The sequence below is a fragment of the Methylobacterium dankookense genome, from assembly GCF_902141855.1.
Taxonomy (GTDB): Bacteria; Pseudomonadota; Alphaproteobacteria; order Rhizobiales; family Beijerinckiaceae; genus Methylobacterium; species Methylobacterium dankookense.
Window position 1 is genome coordinate 1 of sequence record NZ_CABFVH010000031.1, and the last position, 16192, is coordinate 16192.

The 16192-nt window shown below is 63.5% G+C and carries 12 protein-coding genes and 1 pseudogene; 7 read left to right on the plus strand and 6 right to left on the minus strand.

Translation table 11 applies throughout. The features are described from left to right. Positions 1 to 87 (plus strand): annotated as a pseudogene (locus tag MTDSW087_RS19985) (IS5-like element ISMex42 family transposase); the annotation flags it as partial. 606 nt (positions 88 to 693) lie between these two features. Next, the gene (locus MTDSW087_RS19990; RefSeq protein WP_186383926.1) at positions 694 to 2076 is read left to right on the plus strand and encodes an MFS transporter; all 1383 of its coding nucleotides are present in this window, start codon (positions 694 to 696) and stop codon (positions 2074 to 2076) included. Positions 2077 to 2300: 224 nt separating this feature from the next. Here the strand turns inward: MTDSW087_RS19990 and MTDSW087_RS19995 are convergent, their stop codons facing one another. The 3 genes from MTDSW087_RS19995 to MTDSW087_RS20005 all read right to left on the minus strand — a co-directional run bounded on the left by MTDSW087_RS19995 (position 2301) and on the right by MTDSW087_RS20005 (position 5945). Beyond that, complete coding sequence (locus tag MTDSW087_RS19995; RefSeq protein WP_144766666.1) at positions 2301 to 3689, minus strand: MFS transporter; 1389 nt, start codon at positions 3687 to 3689, stop codon at positions 2301 to 2303. An 83-nt stretch (positions 3690 to 3772) separates the two neighbouring features. Next, the gene (locus tag MTDSW087_RS20000) at positions 3773 to 5293 is read right to left on the minus strand and encodes an aldehyde dehydrogenase (protein ID WP_373321917.1); all 1521 of its coding nucleotides are present in this window, start codon (positions 5291 to 5293) and stop codon (positions 3773 to 3775) included. Between the two features lie 19 nt (positions 5294 to 5312). Further along, positions 5313 to 5945, minus strand: a complete 633-nt coding sequence (locus MTDSW087_RS20005; RefSeq protein ID WP_144766668.1) for a GntR family transcriptional regulator — start codon at positions 5943 to 5945, stop codon at positions 5313 to 5315. 114 nt (positions 5946 to 6059) lie between these two features. Between MTDSW087_RS20005 and MTDSW087_RS20010 the strand changes: the two genes are divergently transcribed. Then, on the plus strand, positions 6060 to 6878 hold the full coding sequence (locus tag MTDSW087_RS20010; protein WP_144766669.1) for an alpha/beta fold hydrolase: 819 nt from the start codon (positions 6060 to 6062) through the stop codon (positions 6876 to 6878). A gap of 236 nt (positions 6879 to 7114) precedes the next feature. On the opposite strand, the gene MTDSW087_RS20015 is transcribed toward MTDSW087_RS20010, so the two are convergent. After that, positions 7115 to 7546: a hypothetical protein gene (locus MTDSW087_RS20015; protein WP_144766670.1), complete on the minus strand. Its 432-nt coding sequence runs from the start codon at positions 7544 to 7546 to the stop codon at positions 7115 to 7117. Between the two features lie 201 nt (positions 7547 to 7747). Between MTDSW087_RS20015 and recD2 the strand changes: the two genes are divergently transcribed. Then, the gene (recD2, locus tag MTDSW087_RS20020; protein WP_373321918.1) at positions 7748 to 9946 is read left to right on the plus strand and encodes an SF1B family DNA helicase RecD2; all 2199 of its coding nucleotides are present in this window, start codon (positions 7748 to 7750) and stop codon (positions 9944 to 9946) included. A gap of 62 nt (positions 9947 to 10008) precedes the next feature. Here the strand turns inward: recD2 and MTDSW087_RS20025 are convergent, their stop codons facing one another. After that, on the minus strand, positions 10009 to 10404 hold the full coding sequence (locus MTDSW087_RS20025) for a hypothetical protein (RefSeq protein WP_144766671.1): 396 nt from the start codon (positions 10402 to 10404) through the stop codon (positions 10009 to 10011). A 344-nt stretch (positions 10405 to 10748) separates the two neighbouring features. Between MTDSW087_RS20025 and MTDSW087_RS20030 the strand changes: the two genes are divergently transcribed. From MTDSW087_RS20030 to MTDSW087_RS20040, 3 genes are all read left to right on the plus strand, one after another. Beyond that, complete coding sequence (locus MTDSW087_RS20030) at positions 10749 to 11504, plus strand: DUF72 domain-containing protein (RefSeq protein ID WP_144766672.1); 756 nt, start codon at positions 10749 to 10751, stop codon at positions 11502 to 11504. A gap of 317 nt (positions 11505 to 11821) precedes the next feature. Beyond that, positions 11822 to 13306: an MDR family MFS transporter gene (locus MTDSW087_RS20035; protein ID WP_238178787.1), complete on the plus strand. Its 1485-nt coding sequence runs from the start codon at positions 11822 to 11824 to the stop codon at positions 13304 to 13306. Between the two features lie 501 nt (positions 13307 to 13807). Then, positions 13808 to 14791, plus strand: coding sequence for an integrase (locus MTDSW087_RS20040; RefSeq protein ID WP_186383928.1), 984 nt, complete (start codon positions 13808 to 13810; stop codon positions 14789 to 14791). Positions 14792 to 15363: 572 nt separating this feature from the next. Here the strand turns inward: MTDSW087_RS20040 and MTDSW087_RS20045 are convergent. Continuing rightward, on the minus strand, positions 15364 to 15918 hold the full coding sequence (locus MTDSW087_RS20045) for a hypothetical protein (RefSeq protein ID WP_144766673.1): 555 nt from the start codon (positions 15916 to 15918) through the stop codon (positions 15364 to 15366). Between the last annotated feature and the right edge of the window lie 274 nt (positions 15919 to 16192).

Sequence of the window (16192 nt, forward strand, 5' to 3'; positions counted from 1 at the left end):
CGCGCCGTCGCCACCCGCTACGAGAAGACCGCCGTCAGCTTCACCAGCGTCCTCTGCCTCGCGGCCACGCTCGATTGGATCAAGTGACGACAGGCCCTAGCATCGCCTTCGGCAGCGTTATGTCGCCAACCGTGTATGAAGACGATGATGGTCAGGTTCTCATGGCGCTTTCTGTCGAGATACCGCGCCAAAGCTCCCTGTGCTTCCGGATCGTGATACCAGCCCTGATCGTCAAACTCGATGATGGCAAGGTCGTAGCCATCATATGTATCGATTGTTGGTCCCCTCCAGCGCGGTGCGTTGGGCTCCCAGCCAACGTCGATTAAATTCGAAAGGATGGACATGCTATGTCCTTTTCGGAATTAGATACCTTGTGCGCTTTGGCGCGAATCCCTGGCCACGCAGATTGCCGCCAGAAATTCTTAACATCAAGGATATCGATTCCTCATTCTCACCACCACTGTCACCAAGCTTAGCCGCAAACCAGATTGTAGATACTTCGTAAATTGCCCTAAGATGAGCATATGCAGTTTTATTTCGATGGCCGGTGATCAGCATGACTGAACCCGTCTACGCAATGAGTGCTGCTGAGGCGCGATTCTGCCCGTGCAGTGGGCTGGGAGCATCAGGGTTTATAACACGCCGAGCATGATCCGGCGCTATCCTTTAGCCACCAGGCTCTGGAGCACCCGCGTGAGCGCGACGACTGATTCTCCGTATCCCCGCATTCGTTTGGCCTGCTGCCTCGGCATGCTTGCTGTAGGCATCAACGGGACAGCTATCATGGCGGCCCTCCCAACCATGCGCGCGGATCTCACCCTCGACCCAGAAGAGGTGACCTGGGCGGTGAATAGCTACCTGCTCGCCTCTGCCGCCTGCATCATCTTGGGAGGCAAAGCTTCAGACCGAGTTGGGGCACGGCTCGTCGCGTTAGCCGGCTTGCTCCTCTTTGGCGTCGCCTCGGCCGCGATCGCCGCGGCGACGGGGCCTGATCTCCTGCTGGCTGGGCGCGCGGTCCAGGGACTTGGGGCGGCCCTCGCGGTGCCCGCAACTCTCGCCTGCATTGGGCAGGCGGCAGACCCCTCGCGTCATGCCGCAGCCCTGAGCGCCTGGGCGGGTGCACTCATGTTGGGATTCAGCCTCGGGCCTCTCGTCGGCGGCACGCTCACGCACGTGATCGGCTGGCGTAGCGTGTTCGGCTGCACCGCCGTCGCCCTCATCGCCGCTGCAGTCGGACTTCTGACCGCCCCTGCGGAGGAGGCAAGGGCGTTGCCGCGATCGTCGCAAATCGATGGAGGCGGCTTCGTTCTCCTCGCGACCCTGATGGTGTCGGCCGTTCTCACGCTAAACGGCCTCCCGCGCGCGGGACAGGCGCCGCTGCACGTCGCATTCCCACTCGCCGCAACGGTCACAGCCGCCGTCCTGTTCGTGCGCAGAGAGCGACGCACTGCAGAGCCCTTCGTGAACCTCCCTCAAATTCTTCGTTCTGCGCTCTTCCTTCGGGCAGCCGGGATTGGAGCGGTGGCAATGTTCTCCATCCTATCAATGCTTCTCTATTTCAACATCGACGCTCAGAGCGCCACAGGGCTCGGACTGACGCCGGTCGGTGCGGGGATAATGCTCTTGCCTTTGAGCCTTGGCCTGCTCGCCCTGGCGCGGCTTGCGCCCCGGCTGGTGAGCCGGATCGGTCCAGCCGGCGCGCTCTCGGGCGGCCTTGTCGTCGTCGCATTTGCCTGCGGGTTAATCGCCGCAGCGGCGCATCACCGCGCGGAGGAGCTTCTCAGCGTCGGTCTGTTCCTGTTCGGAGCCGGCCTCGCCGTTCCCTACGCCACCGCCCCGCGCCTTGCTCTCATGGCACTGCCGCCCGAGGCTGCGGGCCAGAGCTCAGGCTTGATAAATGCCTGCACATTCTTGGGTGGCAGTTTGGGCGTAACCGGAGGAGCGATAGTCTATCCGCTTGCAGGATTATTCGGCGTGATGGGTCTTGTAGCGGCCGTAGCACTCGTTGGCGCTGTCTTGGCCCGCGGCCTGACGCATGCTGCTACACCCGGATCACCATTCACGGCGCCCGCATGAAGTGGACCCAACCGACGCTCATCGCGCCGCGTATGCTGCTCCGATCGATGCTTGCTGCCTTTGTAGTCTGATCCATAAGGCAGAACTTGAAGATCCCCGCACTATGCCTGAATTGTCTCCTGAAGCCGGCACTGCCCGCCACGACCATACGTCTTGAATGATGCGAGGCGGTTACCGGTCCTGGACCAGTGCCCGCCTCGCTGTGGGATTGATCGAAGTGGCCGCTATGCCAGGCCGCGCTGAGTGGAAGCGGTCCGTTCGGCACGCAACTCGGGCTCCAGAGGCAGCTCGATCTCCTCGAGGCTCTGTTGGCGCGGCTCGACGCCAAGAGTCAGCACGGTAACGATCTGGAGGATGAGCAGGCCGATCATCAGCACCATTACGCCGCCGATCCCATATTCCTGGAAGAGGGACACGACGATGAAGGGCGTGATGATGGTTGCTCCGCGACCGAAGGTGTTGCACAGGCCCGAGGCCCGCAGACGAACCTCCGTGGGGAACAGCTCCGGGATATAGATGCCGAACAGGAGCGCCACGAGCACGTAGATCGGCACCGTGAGGCCGAAGCCGACGAGCGGCAGCAGCCAGGGATCGCTGGTTAGCGGATAGAGGATCCCAAATAGGATGGCCGCTGCCGATGCACCAACGATCGTCGGCTTGCGGCCCCAGCGATCTGCGGTCAGCGCGCCGATAGCGCTACCAATCGGAGCGCCCAACCCCATCAGCAGCGAGTAGCCGAAGGATGTCGCGACGCTCAAGCCCTGCTTGATGAAGAAGGTCGGCAGCCAAGTCACAAAGCCGTAGAGCAGCGTGTTGATGACGATCAGGCAGATACAGCCGACAATCATGCGTCCGAGCAGCGGTGGCCGAAACAGCGTGGTGAAGGCGATCTTCGGAACCGGAGACGTGATCGGGGTCGGAGGCGGTAGGACACCGCCGCGCGCCGCCTCGTCTTCGATCTTGCGCAGCAACGTCTCGGCCTCTTCGGTCCGCCCAACCGCCTCGAGCCAGCGCGGCGATTCCGGCAGGTTCTTGCGCAGATACCAGACACCCAACGCCCCGAGGCCGCCGAGCACGAACATCGCGCGCCAACCGAAGATCGGGATCACGAGGTAGCCGACGAGCGAGGCGACGGGCAGGCCGGTCACCACGAACACCGCCATAAGGCCAAGCCAGCGTCCGCGCGAGCGGGCCGGCACGAACTCGGTCATGGTCGAGTAACCGACAACGTTCTCCGCCCCGAGCCCGAGCCCCATGATGAAGCGCAGGACAATGAGCGTCGCCATGTTGGGTGCGAAGGCCGCGGCGATGGATGCGAGACCGAAGACGAGAAGGTTGGCCTGATAGGTGAAGCGCCGGCCGAAGCGGTCCCCGAGAAAGCCCGTCAGGAACGAGCCGCCCATCATCCCGACGAAGGTCGCCGAGACGAAAATCGCGTTCTCCGGCAAGGTCGAGAAGCCGCTCTTCAGCGTTGAGCCGAGGACCGTGGCCGCGATGTAGATGTCGAAGCCGTCGAAGAACATCCCGATGCCGATCAGCCACATGATCCTGTAGTGGAACGGGCCGATCGGAAGCCGGTCGAGCCGGCCTCCCGCATTGACGGTCGGCGTCATGGCGTTTCCTCCGCGAAATGAGAATCCGAAGCGGAGAGCGCCCGTCTGACGCGGGCTTTCAGCCCTCCCTCAAGGTCATATCATCAGTTGAGCCGGCGCTGGCCCGCGGTGTCGCGATACCAGTCGAAGGGAGAGTCGTGCGTCGCGACCATGATGCTCTTGACGTTGAAGTGGTCGTCGAAGCTCTCGAGACCGCATTCGCGCCCGAGACCGCTGTCGTCCACGCCGCCCCAGGGGGAGGCAGGGTCGAGCCGGTGGTGATCGTTGACCCAGACGATCCCCGCTTTCACCGAGGCCGCGACCCGGTGCGCGCGGGCGACGTCGCGGGTGCGCACGGCCGCCGCGAGACCGAAGGGCGAGTCGTTGGCAAGCCGCAGCGCCTCGGCCTCGTCCTGGAACGGCGTGACGCTGGTGAAGGGCCCGAAGACTTCCTCTTGGAAAATGCGCATGTCGGAGCGGACGTCGGCGAAGACAGTCGGCTCGACGAAGTAGCCCTCCTCGCCGCCCGCGATCCGCACCGCCTGGCCGCCCGCCACTGCCCGCGCGCCCTCGTCGCGGCCGTAGCCGGCATAGGCGAGCACGCGATCGCGCTGCTTTGCCGAGATCACCGGGCCGAGTTGGGTCGCCGGATCGAAGGGGTCGCCGATGCGGATGCTCTTGGCCTTAGCGGCGAGCTTTTCCACGAAGGCGTCGTAGATCGAGGCCTGGACGAGGTGGCGGCTTGCGCAGACGCAAGTCTGGCCCGCGCCAATGAAGGCGCCGAAGGCGGCGTAGTTCACCGCCTGATCGAGATCAAAGTCGTCGAAGACCATGACCGGAGTCTTGCCGCCGAGCTCCATCGTCTGGTGGGCGAAGACCTTGGCCGCCGCGCTGCCCGCGATCCGCCCCGCCTCGGTGCCGCCGGTGAGGACGAGCTTGTTGATGTCGCGGTGCTCGGCGAGATGCCGCCCCGTGGTCGGGCCGAGACCCAGCACGATGTTGAACACGCCGGCTGGCAGCCCGGCCTCGGTGAAGATCTGCGCGAGCTTGAGGGTAGTCAGCGGCGTGTATTCGGATGGCTTGACGACCGTGGTGCAGCCGGTGGCGAGCACCACCGCCAGCGACTTGCAGAGGATCATCAGTGGATGATTGAAGGGCGTGCAGTTCGCCACCACGCCGATCGGCGTGCGCCGCGTATAGTTGAGATAGGCTCCCTCGACCGGGATCACGGCGTCGCGGCGCGCGAGGGCAAGACCGGCAGCGTAGCGGAAGAAATCGGGCAGGCGCGAGAGTTGCGCGCGCGTCTCGTTGATCGGGCGGCCGTTGTTGAGCGTCTCGAGCCGGTAGAGCGTGTCGAGGTTGGCCTCGAAGGCGTCGGCGAGGCGGTTGACCAGCCGCGCGCGGGACCGGTTGTCCATCCCGCCCCACTCTCTCGCCTCGAAGGCCGCGCGGGCGCTGCGCATGGCGCGATCGACGTCGGCTTCAGTCGAGTTCGGGATGCGCGCGATGACGGCGCCGGTGGCCGGGTTGCGCACGTCGATCAGGGTGCCGTCGCCAGCCTCGATCTCGCGGCCATCGACGAAGTTGCCGCGCGTCTCGACGGCAAGATCCGGTCTCGTGACCATGTTCATGGCGTCCTCTCCCTCACCGGATGATGGCGCTGCGTTCCAGCGCCGGGATGATGCGGCGCTGCGCCTGCGCGACGTGCTCGCGCACGAGGCGCCGGGCCGTGCGGGCATCGCGTCGCTGCATGGCGTCGATGATCTCGGCATGCTCGGCGATGAGTTGGGCTGGCTCTCGGCCCTTGATGGCAGCGAGGCTGACCCGCACAAGGCGGTCGGCCTGCTCGATCAGATCCCGCGCCGTCGCGGCCATGCGGCGATTGCCAGAGGCCTGCGCCAGGGCAGTGTGGAAGGCCCGGTTGTAGTCGATGAAGTCGGTGCCCGCGTCTAAGGTGCGAAAGGCGTCGAGCGCTGCGAGCGCCTCGGCCGACCCCGCCTCGGCGGCGTCGCCTGCGCAAGCCGGCTCGATCACGAGGCGAAACTGCAGCAGATCGCGCGCATCAGCGATCGAAATTGGGTTCACCTGATATCCCTGACGGGCGTGAACCGTGACTAGGCGCTCTCGCTCTAAGCGAAGGAGCGCCTCACGCACTGGCTGCCTGCTGACCGCGTAGCGCTCGGCGAGTTCTTGCTCTCGCACCTCCGCACCTGGCGGCATGCGACAGGCAAGGATCTCGGAGCGAATGGCGTGGTAGATATTGTCGCGAAGGAGCACGGCTCTGACCCGATCAGGTTGCCTCAACATCGCAGTCGTGAAATATCACGTCAACGGGTTTTTGCAGGCAACACGCGCAAGCGGGCGGCCTGCCTCACGCGAGGGGAGGAGAAGATGCGAATCACGTTCGCTGGTGGACGGATCGCGGCGGAAGCTCTGGGATCGGGCCAACCGCTGCTGCTGTTCCACTCGCTACTTGCTGACAGGACGAGCTTCGACCGGATCACGGCGCCGCTCGCCGAGCGCTTTCAGGTGATCGTTCCGGACCTGCCGGGCTTCGGCGCATCGGAGGTGGTCGCCGGCGGCCTCGAGGCCGTCGCGGATCGCATGGCGGAAGCCGTGTGCGACCTGCAGGGCTCACATCGGCCCATGGTGTTGGGGAATGGCTTCGGCGGCTTCGTGGCGCTTCAGATGGTCATCCGGCATCCCGGGCTCGTGCGCCGTCTGATCCTCGCCGATTGCGGCGCCTGTTTCTCGGAGCCGGGCCGCCAAGCCTTCCGGACCATGGCCGCCGTATCGGCCGCGAAGGGCCTCGACGCCCTCTCCGAAACGGCGATGCGCCGGCTGTTCGCCCCGGACTTCCAGGCGGCGAACCCTGCGTTGATGCGGGAGCGGCTCGCAGCCTTCCTCCGCACCGACCCCGCAGTCTTTCGTGCGGCATGCGAGGCGCTGGGCGGTCTCGATTTGAGACCCGATCTCGCGAAAGTTGATGTCCCGGTCCTGGTGCTTGTCGGTGAGCAGGACGAGGCAACGCCGCCCGCGATGTCACAGGAGCTCGCAGCTGGTCTCCCAGATGCCCAGCTCACGGTCCTGCCCGGCTGTGCACATGTTCCACAGTTGCAGTCGCCACAGGAATTTCTCAGCGCTGTGTTTCCATTCTTGGTTGGCGAGCCTGGAACGCGAGCCTCGCCCCGAATTCATGCAGTAGCCTGAAGCTTTTAGCGCTAAGTCTCCACTACAAAGCAGGACCGCTTCAATCCGTGCAATCCGTTTCTGCCGAATGACGCAGCTGCGCGAGCCGCGAATTAAAGCTCGTCCGCGCTAGCTCAACTGATCTCGCAAGCTCATCAAGCCACTTTACCCTCGGTGACACTAGAGAAAGTTTGGGCTGACGCATTCGGGCGCGTGACCCTCGACAATGCCGAAACCAACCTCTGCGCGCGCTGATGTCAAAGCTGCCGGTTCGCGAAGAAATTTCGATCGGTCAGGGACGCCACCAGAACCGCGAGCAGACCTCCATGCAGGGTTACGGCTGCGACGCCGAAACTATGAAGGGCCAGCAGCAGCATCGATCCGCCGACAGCGAGCGGCGGTCCGCTAATGTAGGCCATGGTGCGCCACCCGTCGCACGGTCGGCCCAGGCGCCACCAGGAAGCTGTCAGTGCGATTGCAGCCAAGGCGAGCTTGATCGCAGCCATGAAGCGCAGCACTCGGGCCAGGTCCGCGTCGAGGCCCATCTGTGGCGTGCCGAAGCCCCACGTTGCCGCCGCTACGACCGCGAGCGCGGTTGCGGACGCAAGGGCCGATCTCGGCCCCAGTCCAGCAAGCCGCCGAGCGGGGCTCGAGCGGACGAGACCGGTGGATATCGCTTCAGCCTGCATGCCTGATCCTCAGCACATATCAAGAAGCACTGTGGCCGGTTAGAAGCAAACCCGTAAGCCTGAACGAGCGTGACTTTGAAGCGACGAGCGCGACACCTCGGAGAGACGTAGCGCGTGACAGACCTCCTAAATCGAGTCAGCTAAGACACCGGCGACATGGGTCGTCTGCAACGTGCGTCTCATCTGGATCCTATGCCCGTCGTGGCTACCCTGCAAACAGTCTCCTCATCGGGCCCGCAGAAAGAGACGCTTGCCGGCACGATCGAGCGCGTGACCTTTCACAACACCGAGACCGGCTTCTGTGTGCTGAAGGTGCAGGCCCGCGGGAAGCGCGACCTTGTGCCTGTCATAGGTCATGCACCAGCCATCGGCGCAGGTGAGTGGATCACCGCAACAGGCATCTGGATCACCGATCGGCAGCACGGCCTTCAGTTCAAGGCTGATACACTGAAGGTCACGCCACCGACGGGTGTCGAGGGCATCGAGAAGTATCTCGCCTCCGGCCATATGCGCGGCATCGGGCCAGCCATGGCCAAACGCATCGTCGCAGCCTTCGGCGAGGCCACCTTCGAGATCATCGAGACTGAGCCGGACCGCTTGAAGGAGGTCGCGGGTATCGGGCCCATGCGCGCTGCTCGTATCGTCGCTGGCTGGGCCGAGCAGAAGGCCGTGCGCGAGATCATGCTGTTCCTGCACGCCCACGGTGTCGGCACAGCCCGCGCAGTGCGCATCTTTAAGACCTACGGCCATGAGGCGATCGCCGTCATGACCGAGGATCCCTACCGGCTCGCCCGTGACATCCGCGGCATCGGCTTCAAGACAGCCGACGCCATCGCGATGAAGCTCGGGCTGACCAAGGAGGCGCCGCAACGGCTGCGGGCGGGCATCTCGTTCGCGTTGCAGACCGCCACAGACGAGGGGCACTGCGCCCTGCCGGTAGCCGCTCTCGTCAAGCTCGCGACCGAACTTCTCGGCGTCGAGTCTCCGCTGATCCGGTCCGCGCTCCTCGACGTGCTTGAGACGGGCGAGGTCGTGCAGGACATCGTCGGCGACAAAGCCTGCATCTTCCTCGCCGGCCTGCATGCGGCCGAGCGCGTTATCGCCGAGCGCCTGCGCCGCCGCAGTCAGGGCAAGCCCCCCTGGCCCGAGATCGACCTCGGCAAGGCGATGCCCTGGATCGAGGGGAAGACCGGCAAGACGCTCTCACCATCACAAGCCGATGCTGTGCGTCTGGTGCTCGGCGCGAAGCTCGCGGTGATCACGGGTGGCCCTGGTGTGGGCAAGACGAGCACGCTCGACACGATCCTACGCATCCTTCGCGCCAAGGGCACGCGCGTGCTGCTGGCTGCACCGACCGGCCGCGCGGCCAAACGCATGAGCGAGCAGACTGGTCTTGAGGCCAAGACCATTCACCGCCTACTCGAGATCGACCCGAAGCACGGCGGCTTCTCGCGCAACGAGGAGAACCCGCTCGCCTGTGATCTGCTCGTCGTGGACGAGACCTCGATGGTCGACGTGCCGCTGATGAACGCGCTGACAAAGGCGGTGCCAGAACATGCTGGCCTCTTGCTTGTTGGCGACGTCGACCAGTTGCCCTCTGTCGGCCCTGGCCAAGTGCTGGCCGACATCATCGCTTCAGACTGCGTGCAGGTAGCACGTCTCACCGAGGTATTTCGGCAGGCAGCCGAGAGCCGCATCGTCGTCAACGCTCACCGCATCAACGCGGGCAAGATGCCCGAGGGCGCGCAACGGGGCCGTGAAAGCGATTTTCACCTGATCGAGATAGACGAGCCGGAAGCGGGCGTCGCCAAGCTGATCGAGGTGGTGACCAAGCGCATCCCAGCTCGGTTCGGGCTTGATCCGGTTCGCGATGTGCAGGTTCTGACACCAATGCAGCGCGGAGTGCTCGGCGCGCGCAACCTCAACCACGAGCTTCAGGCCGTTCTGAACCCGAACCCGCCAACCTCGATCGAGCGGTTCGGCTGGCGCTTCTCGCCGGGCGACCGGGTAATGGAGAGCCAGAACGACTACGACCGCGAGGTCTTCAACGGCGACCTCGGCACGGTGGCGCGCATCGACGAGGACGAGGGCACGGTGATCGTCACATTCGAGGGTCGCGAGGTCGTCTACCCGTTCGGCGAGCTCGACACGCTGGTGCCTGCCTATGCCACGACGATCCACAAGTCGCAGGGCTCCGAGTATCCGGCAGTGGTTATCCCGCTGACCACGGGCCACTGGACGATGTTGGCGCGCAATCTGCTCTACACGGCGGTCACGCGGGGCAAGCGGCTCGTCGTGCTGATCGGGCAGCGCAAGGCCATCGGCATCGCGGTGCGGGGTGGAAACATGAAGTCACGATGGACAAGGTTACGAGAATGGCTTGAATCCGGTAAATATTGACGAGGTGCTCAATAATCCTGCCGAGTATAAAAATACTCGGCAGGATTTGGAAGGCAAAATATTCAATTATCCATTCTATTTAGCTCCTCAAATATTAAATCCAGATCGCGATAAATCATATCTCTCCACTGATCAGCGGTTGGGGCCATTGCGTAGGCGAGGCAGTCCGGGTAACGCTTCAACCTGCGAAGGCGCTTGTCTGGCCGAACCCGGAAAACTGCGAAGTATCCATCTATCACAAGCCTAACGTAGTGCCTGTCCTTTCCGCATCGATCTGCATTTTCGACCACATAGATGTTCGAGTTTTTTAAATCCGGACAGCATAGTTCTGGGACATATTCCGCATCGCGGCGGTCCATTTGCTTCAAATATGATATAGAGGCCTTTATCTTGAGATCTGTTATTTCTTCTCTTTCAAGATAGATAAAACTGGGAGATTTTCTTGACATATTGGACATAACAACTCCAGCGCTGGCTACAAGTTGATTTATAGGCAGGCGATGGGCGGCATGCGCGTTAGATGTGCCAGAATGTCGCAATCGGAGGAGAAGCTCGTTACCTGTGTCGCCAGGCCGCCGTCCGAGGTTCTCGCAAAGTGTGCGCTAATCGGCTCGCACTGGCGCCTTGCGCCGCGCAACGCCTCGATCGTGATCAGTGATCGTGATGCGGGCTACATGATTGGCCCGGCAAGCGCGGAAGTGCGCGCCCGGCTCGTGACTGCCACCATAACCTGCCGCGCATCCGTCGATGTCGACCGGGACCAGGTGGGGAACAGCGAGGCGGCAAGGCTGACTGATAAGGCATGGGTTTGCTAAGCCTCACTGCTGTCGGGACGGCAGGCTGGAACGTGCCGAAGGCTCACGCCGATCGGTTTCAGGAATCCGGCAGTCATCTCGAACGCTACGCACAGCGCTTCAACGCGGTGGAGATCAACACCTCGTTCTACCGGCCGCATCGTGTCACGACCTATGAGCGCTGGGCCGCGACAGTGCCGGAGCCATTCCGCTTTGCCGTGAAGATCCCGCGCTCAATTACCCATGAGCGGCGCCTCGATAGCGTGGACGAGCCGCTCACGAGATTCCTTGGTGAAGTTGCTGGGCTCGGGCCGAAGCTGGGACCACTTCTGCTGCAACTGCCGCCAAGCCTTCCTTTTCACACCGCGACGGCTGGCGCGTTCCTGCAGCGTCTCAGAGAGGCCTTTTCGGGAAGCATCGTCTGCGAGCCGCGGCATCCGACGTGGTTTGCACCTGGCGTCGACACGCTTCTGGCCGACCTGCAGATTGCCCGGGTCGCGGCGGATCCGGCGCCGGTGCCTCAGGCGAGCAACCCGGGCGGCTGGCGGGGCCTGGCATATTATCGGCTGCACGGATCTCCACGGATCTACTACTCCGCCTACACGGCGCCTGTGCTCGATGTGTTGGCGGCGCGTCTCGCAGCCGAAGCGCGGGACGGGCTGCAGATCTGGTGCATCTTTGACAACACGGCAGCGTTCGCGGCCACAGGCGACGCGCTCTCAACGCTAGAACGCCTGAGGCAAGATGCCGGGACGCGAATGTGAAGCGGGTGCTGCTGGCAGGCCCGCGCATCGGTAATGCTAGTGCCTCCTCGATCCTGGCGCGCGGCGTGCCGCCGAGCCCGTGCCGCAGGATGCAGGGGCTTCAGTTGCACGAGCAGCGAGACGGCTGGCCCAATCGGTGAACCCATGAGTGTCGGACGGCGCCGCCTCAAGACGGCGCGAGCGCGAACGCCTTCGTCTCGCCCCAATGAGAACCTGTGTGGCGTGACTGGAACTGCTGCGGCGCACCGTCATCCGTTTTCGATAGAGAGCGACACGGGCTTTACCAAAGCATTCCTCCTCGCCAATGCAAACCGGACGTGAACGCACCCCAACGTGGCGCCGCGCAGGTGCGCCTCAGCAGCGCCGAGATCCGCTCGATCATCATCGGCCTCGTCGCCGCGATGCTGCTCGCTGCTCTCGACCAGACCATCGTCGCGACAGCCATGCCGACGATCGGACTCGAACTCGGCGATGCCGCAAACCTGCCTTGGATCGTCACAGCCTACCTGCTCGCCTCGACAGCCGTCACGCCTCTCTACGGGAAGCTCTCCGACATCCACGGCCGGCGCATCATGCTGCTGGTCGCCATCGCGATCTTCAGTCTCGGATCCCTGCTCTGCGCGCTGGCGCCGACGATGGTGGAGCTCGCGCTGGCACGCGGACTTCAGGGCATCGGTGGAGGTGGCCTGATAGCGCTCGCCCAGACGATCCTCGCCGACATCCTCTCGCCCAAGGAGCGGGCCCGCTACAAGGTCTACATCGCGGGGGTGTTCGCCCTGGCCTCGGTGGCCGGCCCCCTGCTCGGCGGAGTGTTCGCCCAGCACCTGCACTGGTCGGCGATCTTCTGGATCAACCTGCCGATCGGCCTCCTCGCCTTCGCCCTCACGAACGACAAGCTCAGGCTCCTACCTCGCAATGAGCGGCGGCACAGCGTCGATTATCCGGGAGCGGGTCTGCTGATCCTCAGCTCGACGAGCCTGATGCTGGCTCTGAGCTGGGGCGGCGTGCGCTATCCCTGGGGGGCGGCCCCGGTTCTCGGGCTCGCCGCCTTCGGCCTCCTCGTCGGCGTCGGCTTTGTGGCTCGGCTGCTGACTGCCCCCGAACCGCTGATCCCGACGAGTGTGCTGCGCGACCAAGTCGTCTACTCCGCAACCCTGGCCGCCTGCTTCGCGATGGGCACGCTGATCGGGTTGAGCATCTACGTTCCGATCTTTCTCGAAGGGGTCGTTGGCTTGAGCGCCAGCCAGTCGGGCGCGGCCATGGTGCCGCTGATGGTTGGGACGGTCGCGGGCGCCACGCTGTCGAGCCGGTCGATGCTGCACTTTCAGCACTACAAGCGCATTCCGCTCGCGGCTCTGGCGCTGAGCGTTGTGGTTTGCGCTCTGCTAGCCTTCGGCAGCCGGGAAATGCCGCTCTGGCTGCTCGAGATCCTGTTCGTGCTGCTCTCAATGGGGATCGGCACAGTGCTGCCGCTGTCAACGATCGTGGTCCAGAACGCCGTCGCGCCGCACCAGCTCGGCATCGCGACTGCATCGATGAATTTCTTCCGCTCGCTCGGTGGCGCGATCATCGTGGCGATCTTCGGCACTCTCGTCCTGGGTGGCGTGGGCAGCAACGACGGCGCGGGCACCGCTCACGATATGGCGGTGCTGCTTCAGGGGGCCGATGCCGGCCAGCTCGGGCTCACCTTCCGTCTCGTGTTCATCGCCGCGTGCCTCGGCCTCGTCCTGGCCGCGGGCTGCCTCAGCCTCATGGAGGAGCGTCCCCTGCATGGTCCTGGCGCGGACAAACGCAGCGCCTAGGGGCAAGCTGCGCAGCACACAGGGCGAAGTCCCAGAACGACCAGCAGGTCTCGAAGGGCATGCTTTCTGGGCCCAGGACCATTCGCATCACGTCCTTGGATAACCGCGAATAGGGGCGCAGCTACGGAAAGGCTGTTTCGCCGAAGATCCGCTCTGCTCTCGCCGCATCCGCGGTTTTCGCCTTGGGTGTCGGCAATGAACGGCAAGTTTGCATATTCCGTCATCGCGGTATGCCTGCCGGAAGGTATTGAATTTCCTCCCGTATGTCTCTGAGGAGAGCCCGCCAGGACCCTCAGCTAGATGCTCCGCGCAGGTAGAGGTAGCTCAACTTCCGCCGGATGCGGCAATCGACTAAGGAAACAAAAGCTCAAAGGAAGCACAAAGAAACCAGGTCAGATTTTTAGTTCTTGCCTCCTCAGCACCCTCAGGAAAAAGCCCTTCACCGCCCACGACCGATGTCCTTTCATTGGGGGACCGGGGCAACAGGGCGCAAGAACGACGATGGCATCGATCCGGAAGCTACGGGGCCGCTGGCAGGCAGCCGTGCGCCGCAAAGGCATGGCACCGCGCTCGAAGAGCTTCGACACCAAGGGCGAGGCCGAGCGGTGGGCACGCAACCTCGAGGCCGAGCTCGATCGCTGCGGGACACTGCCCGACACGCGCTTGGCCGAGAACACTACGCTGGCGCAGATCCTGACGCGCTATCGAAGCGAGGTCTCGCCGACAAAGCGCAGCCATGTCTCTGAGGTCTCGCGCCTCAGCGCCATCCTGCGCCGGCCGATCTGCTACCGCACTCTCGCTCTCCTCTCGACTGCTGATCTGGCAGCGTATCGCGATGAACGCCTAAAGAAAGTCGCCCCAGCCACGGTGATCCGAGAACTGAACACGATCTCGCACGCCATCGACACCGCACGCCGGGAGTGGGGCATCTACATGGCTCAGAATCCGTGCAAGCTCGTTCGCCGCCCCTCTCCGCCGAAGGGGCGCACACGCCGACTAGAGGGCAACGAGGAGCAGCTCCTACTCGCTGCTGCTGATGCCGGTCGCGTGCGCTATTTGAGGCCCTTGATCGAACTCGCCATCGAGACCGGCATGCGCAGGGGCGAGTTGCTGGCGCTACGCTGGGAGCACGTGGACCTGACCCAACGCGTCGCGCACCTGTCCATGACCAAAAACGGCACCAGTCGCGACGTGCCCTTGTCGGGCCGTGCCGTGGAGACGCTCAGGCGCTTACAGGCAGCCGAGACCAAGACGGTGTTCACGGCAGCGCCGAACGCAGTGCGGCTCGCCTGGGAGCGACTGGTGCGCCGTGTAGGCCTTCAGGATCTGCACCTACACGACCTGCGCCATGAGGCTGTCTCGCGTTTGTTCGAGAAGGGTTTCAACACGGTCGAGGTCGCCTCGATCTCGGGCCACCGAGAGCTGCGCATGTTGCAGCGTTACACGCACCTCCGCGCCGCTGACTTAGCAGAGCGCCTTCGTTGATCACGAACAACCTGTCGCGCCTGCTCCTTGGCCTGCCGGTTTCCGCGAGTCGCAGAAAATCGCATTAGCGAGCCGCTGGCGGCTTTCGGAGGTCTAGCCTAGTTGGCAAGCTTCGCAGGTATCCGTGACCTCTGGCGGCCCATCTGAGTCGATTTCCGGGCGCCTTCCGCACTGGGGCTGCCGGGCTTCCTGGTGACGCGGCGGAATTCATCGACGCAGCCCGCTCTTCCCGGTAAATGTGACGCCTACCACGACCGGCACCCGGAGGCTCCCTTATGTATGAGGGTGCCCTCCCTCTTCGTGATAAGCTCTACCCACCCGGAGCAGGCAGCCGGAACAGAGATATAGAGGGTCCGTCAAAGTCGCGTGATCATTCCGGCAGATATATGGGATCTACTTATATAAAAGGATATAAATATATATAGGGAAAAGTGATCACGCGTAGGCGACGGGCCCTCGTCGGTGATCAGCTTCCGGCCTGGGAGCGAAGCCATTTTCAGTCAATGACTTAGCTTGATGAGCGAGCGCCGGTTGCCGTCATGGGCCCGAGAGGGTCCGTCGCCTCGGCGTGATCACCCGACCTGACCGGCGGCGAGCGGCATTTCGGCTTGATCGTCGAGAGTGGACTGCCGGCTCCAAGGTCCGCCTTCATCCTCAAGCCCAAGAAGGAGCTTGAGCCGATCCCGAGCCTTCCGGCGGTCCCAAGTCTCGGTTGATTCCCGGGTCATGCGCCTCGCGAACTCGGTAGGCCGGGGATCAGCTCCGTCGAGCTCTGTGCGCATCTTCACGAGGAAGAGCCGGCTTACGAGGTAGTCGGCAGCGCGCGCCCGATACTGCCGCTGCCGGGATCCCTCGGTCTCGAGCCACCGCTTGAACGCTTCCACCTCAGCTGCCTCGAGCTCCGCGCTGATGCACGGCATATCAAGATCGGCGAGTATGATCTGCAGTTCCGCCCTCTCGGCCTCCTTCTTGTTCCGCTCGCGATCGCGATAGTTCTTCTGGTCGACGCGGCGCTTCACCTTGCGCCTCACCTTCGATGCCGCGCGCTTGTTCTCGGCACGTGCGTCCCGGCTCGCTCTCTCAGCAGCCTCGTAGCGCTCACTATCCGCCTTCTTCTTCTGTGCCAATTTCTCCTTGTAGCTGCGAATAACTTCCAGCAGCTGCTTGGGTTTTGATTTTGCTTCCCTTTCTACTGCCGGATCCATAGGCGGGAAAGGTGGACTAGCTTCACCCGTCAGGCTCCCGCCTACACAAGTATTGTCCATTTTGGGCAGAGACATTGCTTAACCTTAGTGTCAATCCAGCACAACAACCGCTCGCGAGGAGTAATTTCCGTCGGAGAGAACCCACCACAGCCGGGGTGGGCTCACCGATGCAGCTCTCGTATACGCTGTTATAGCG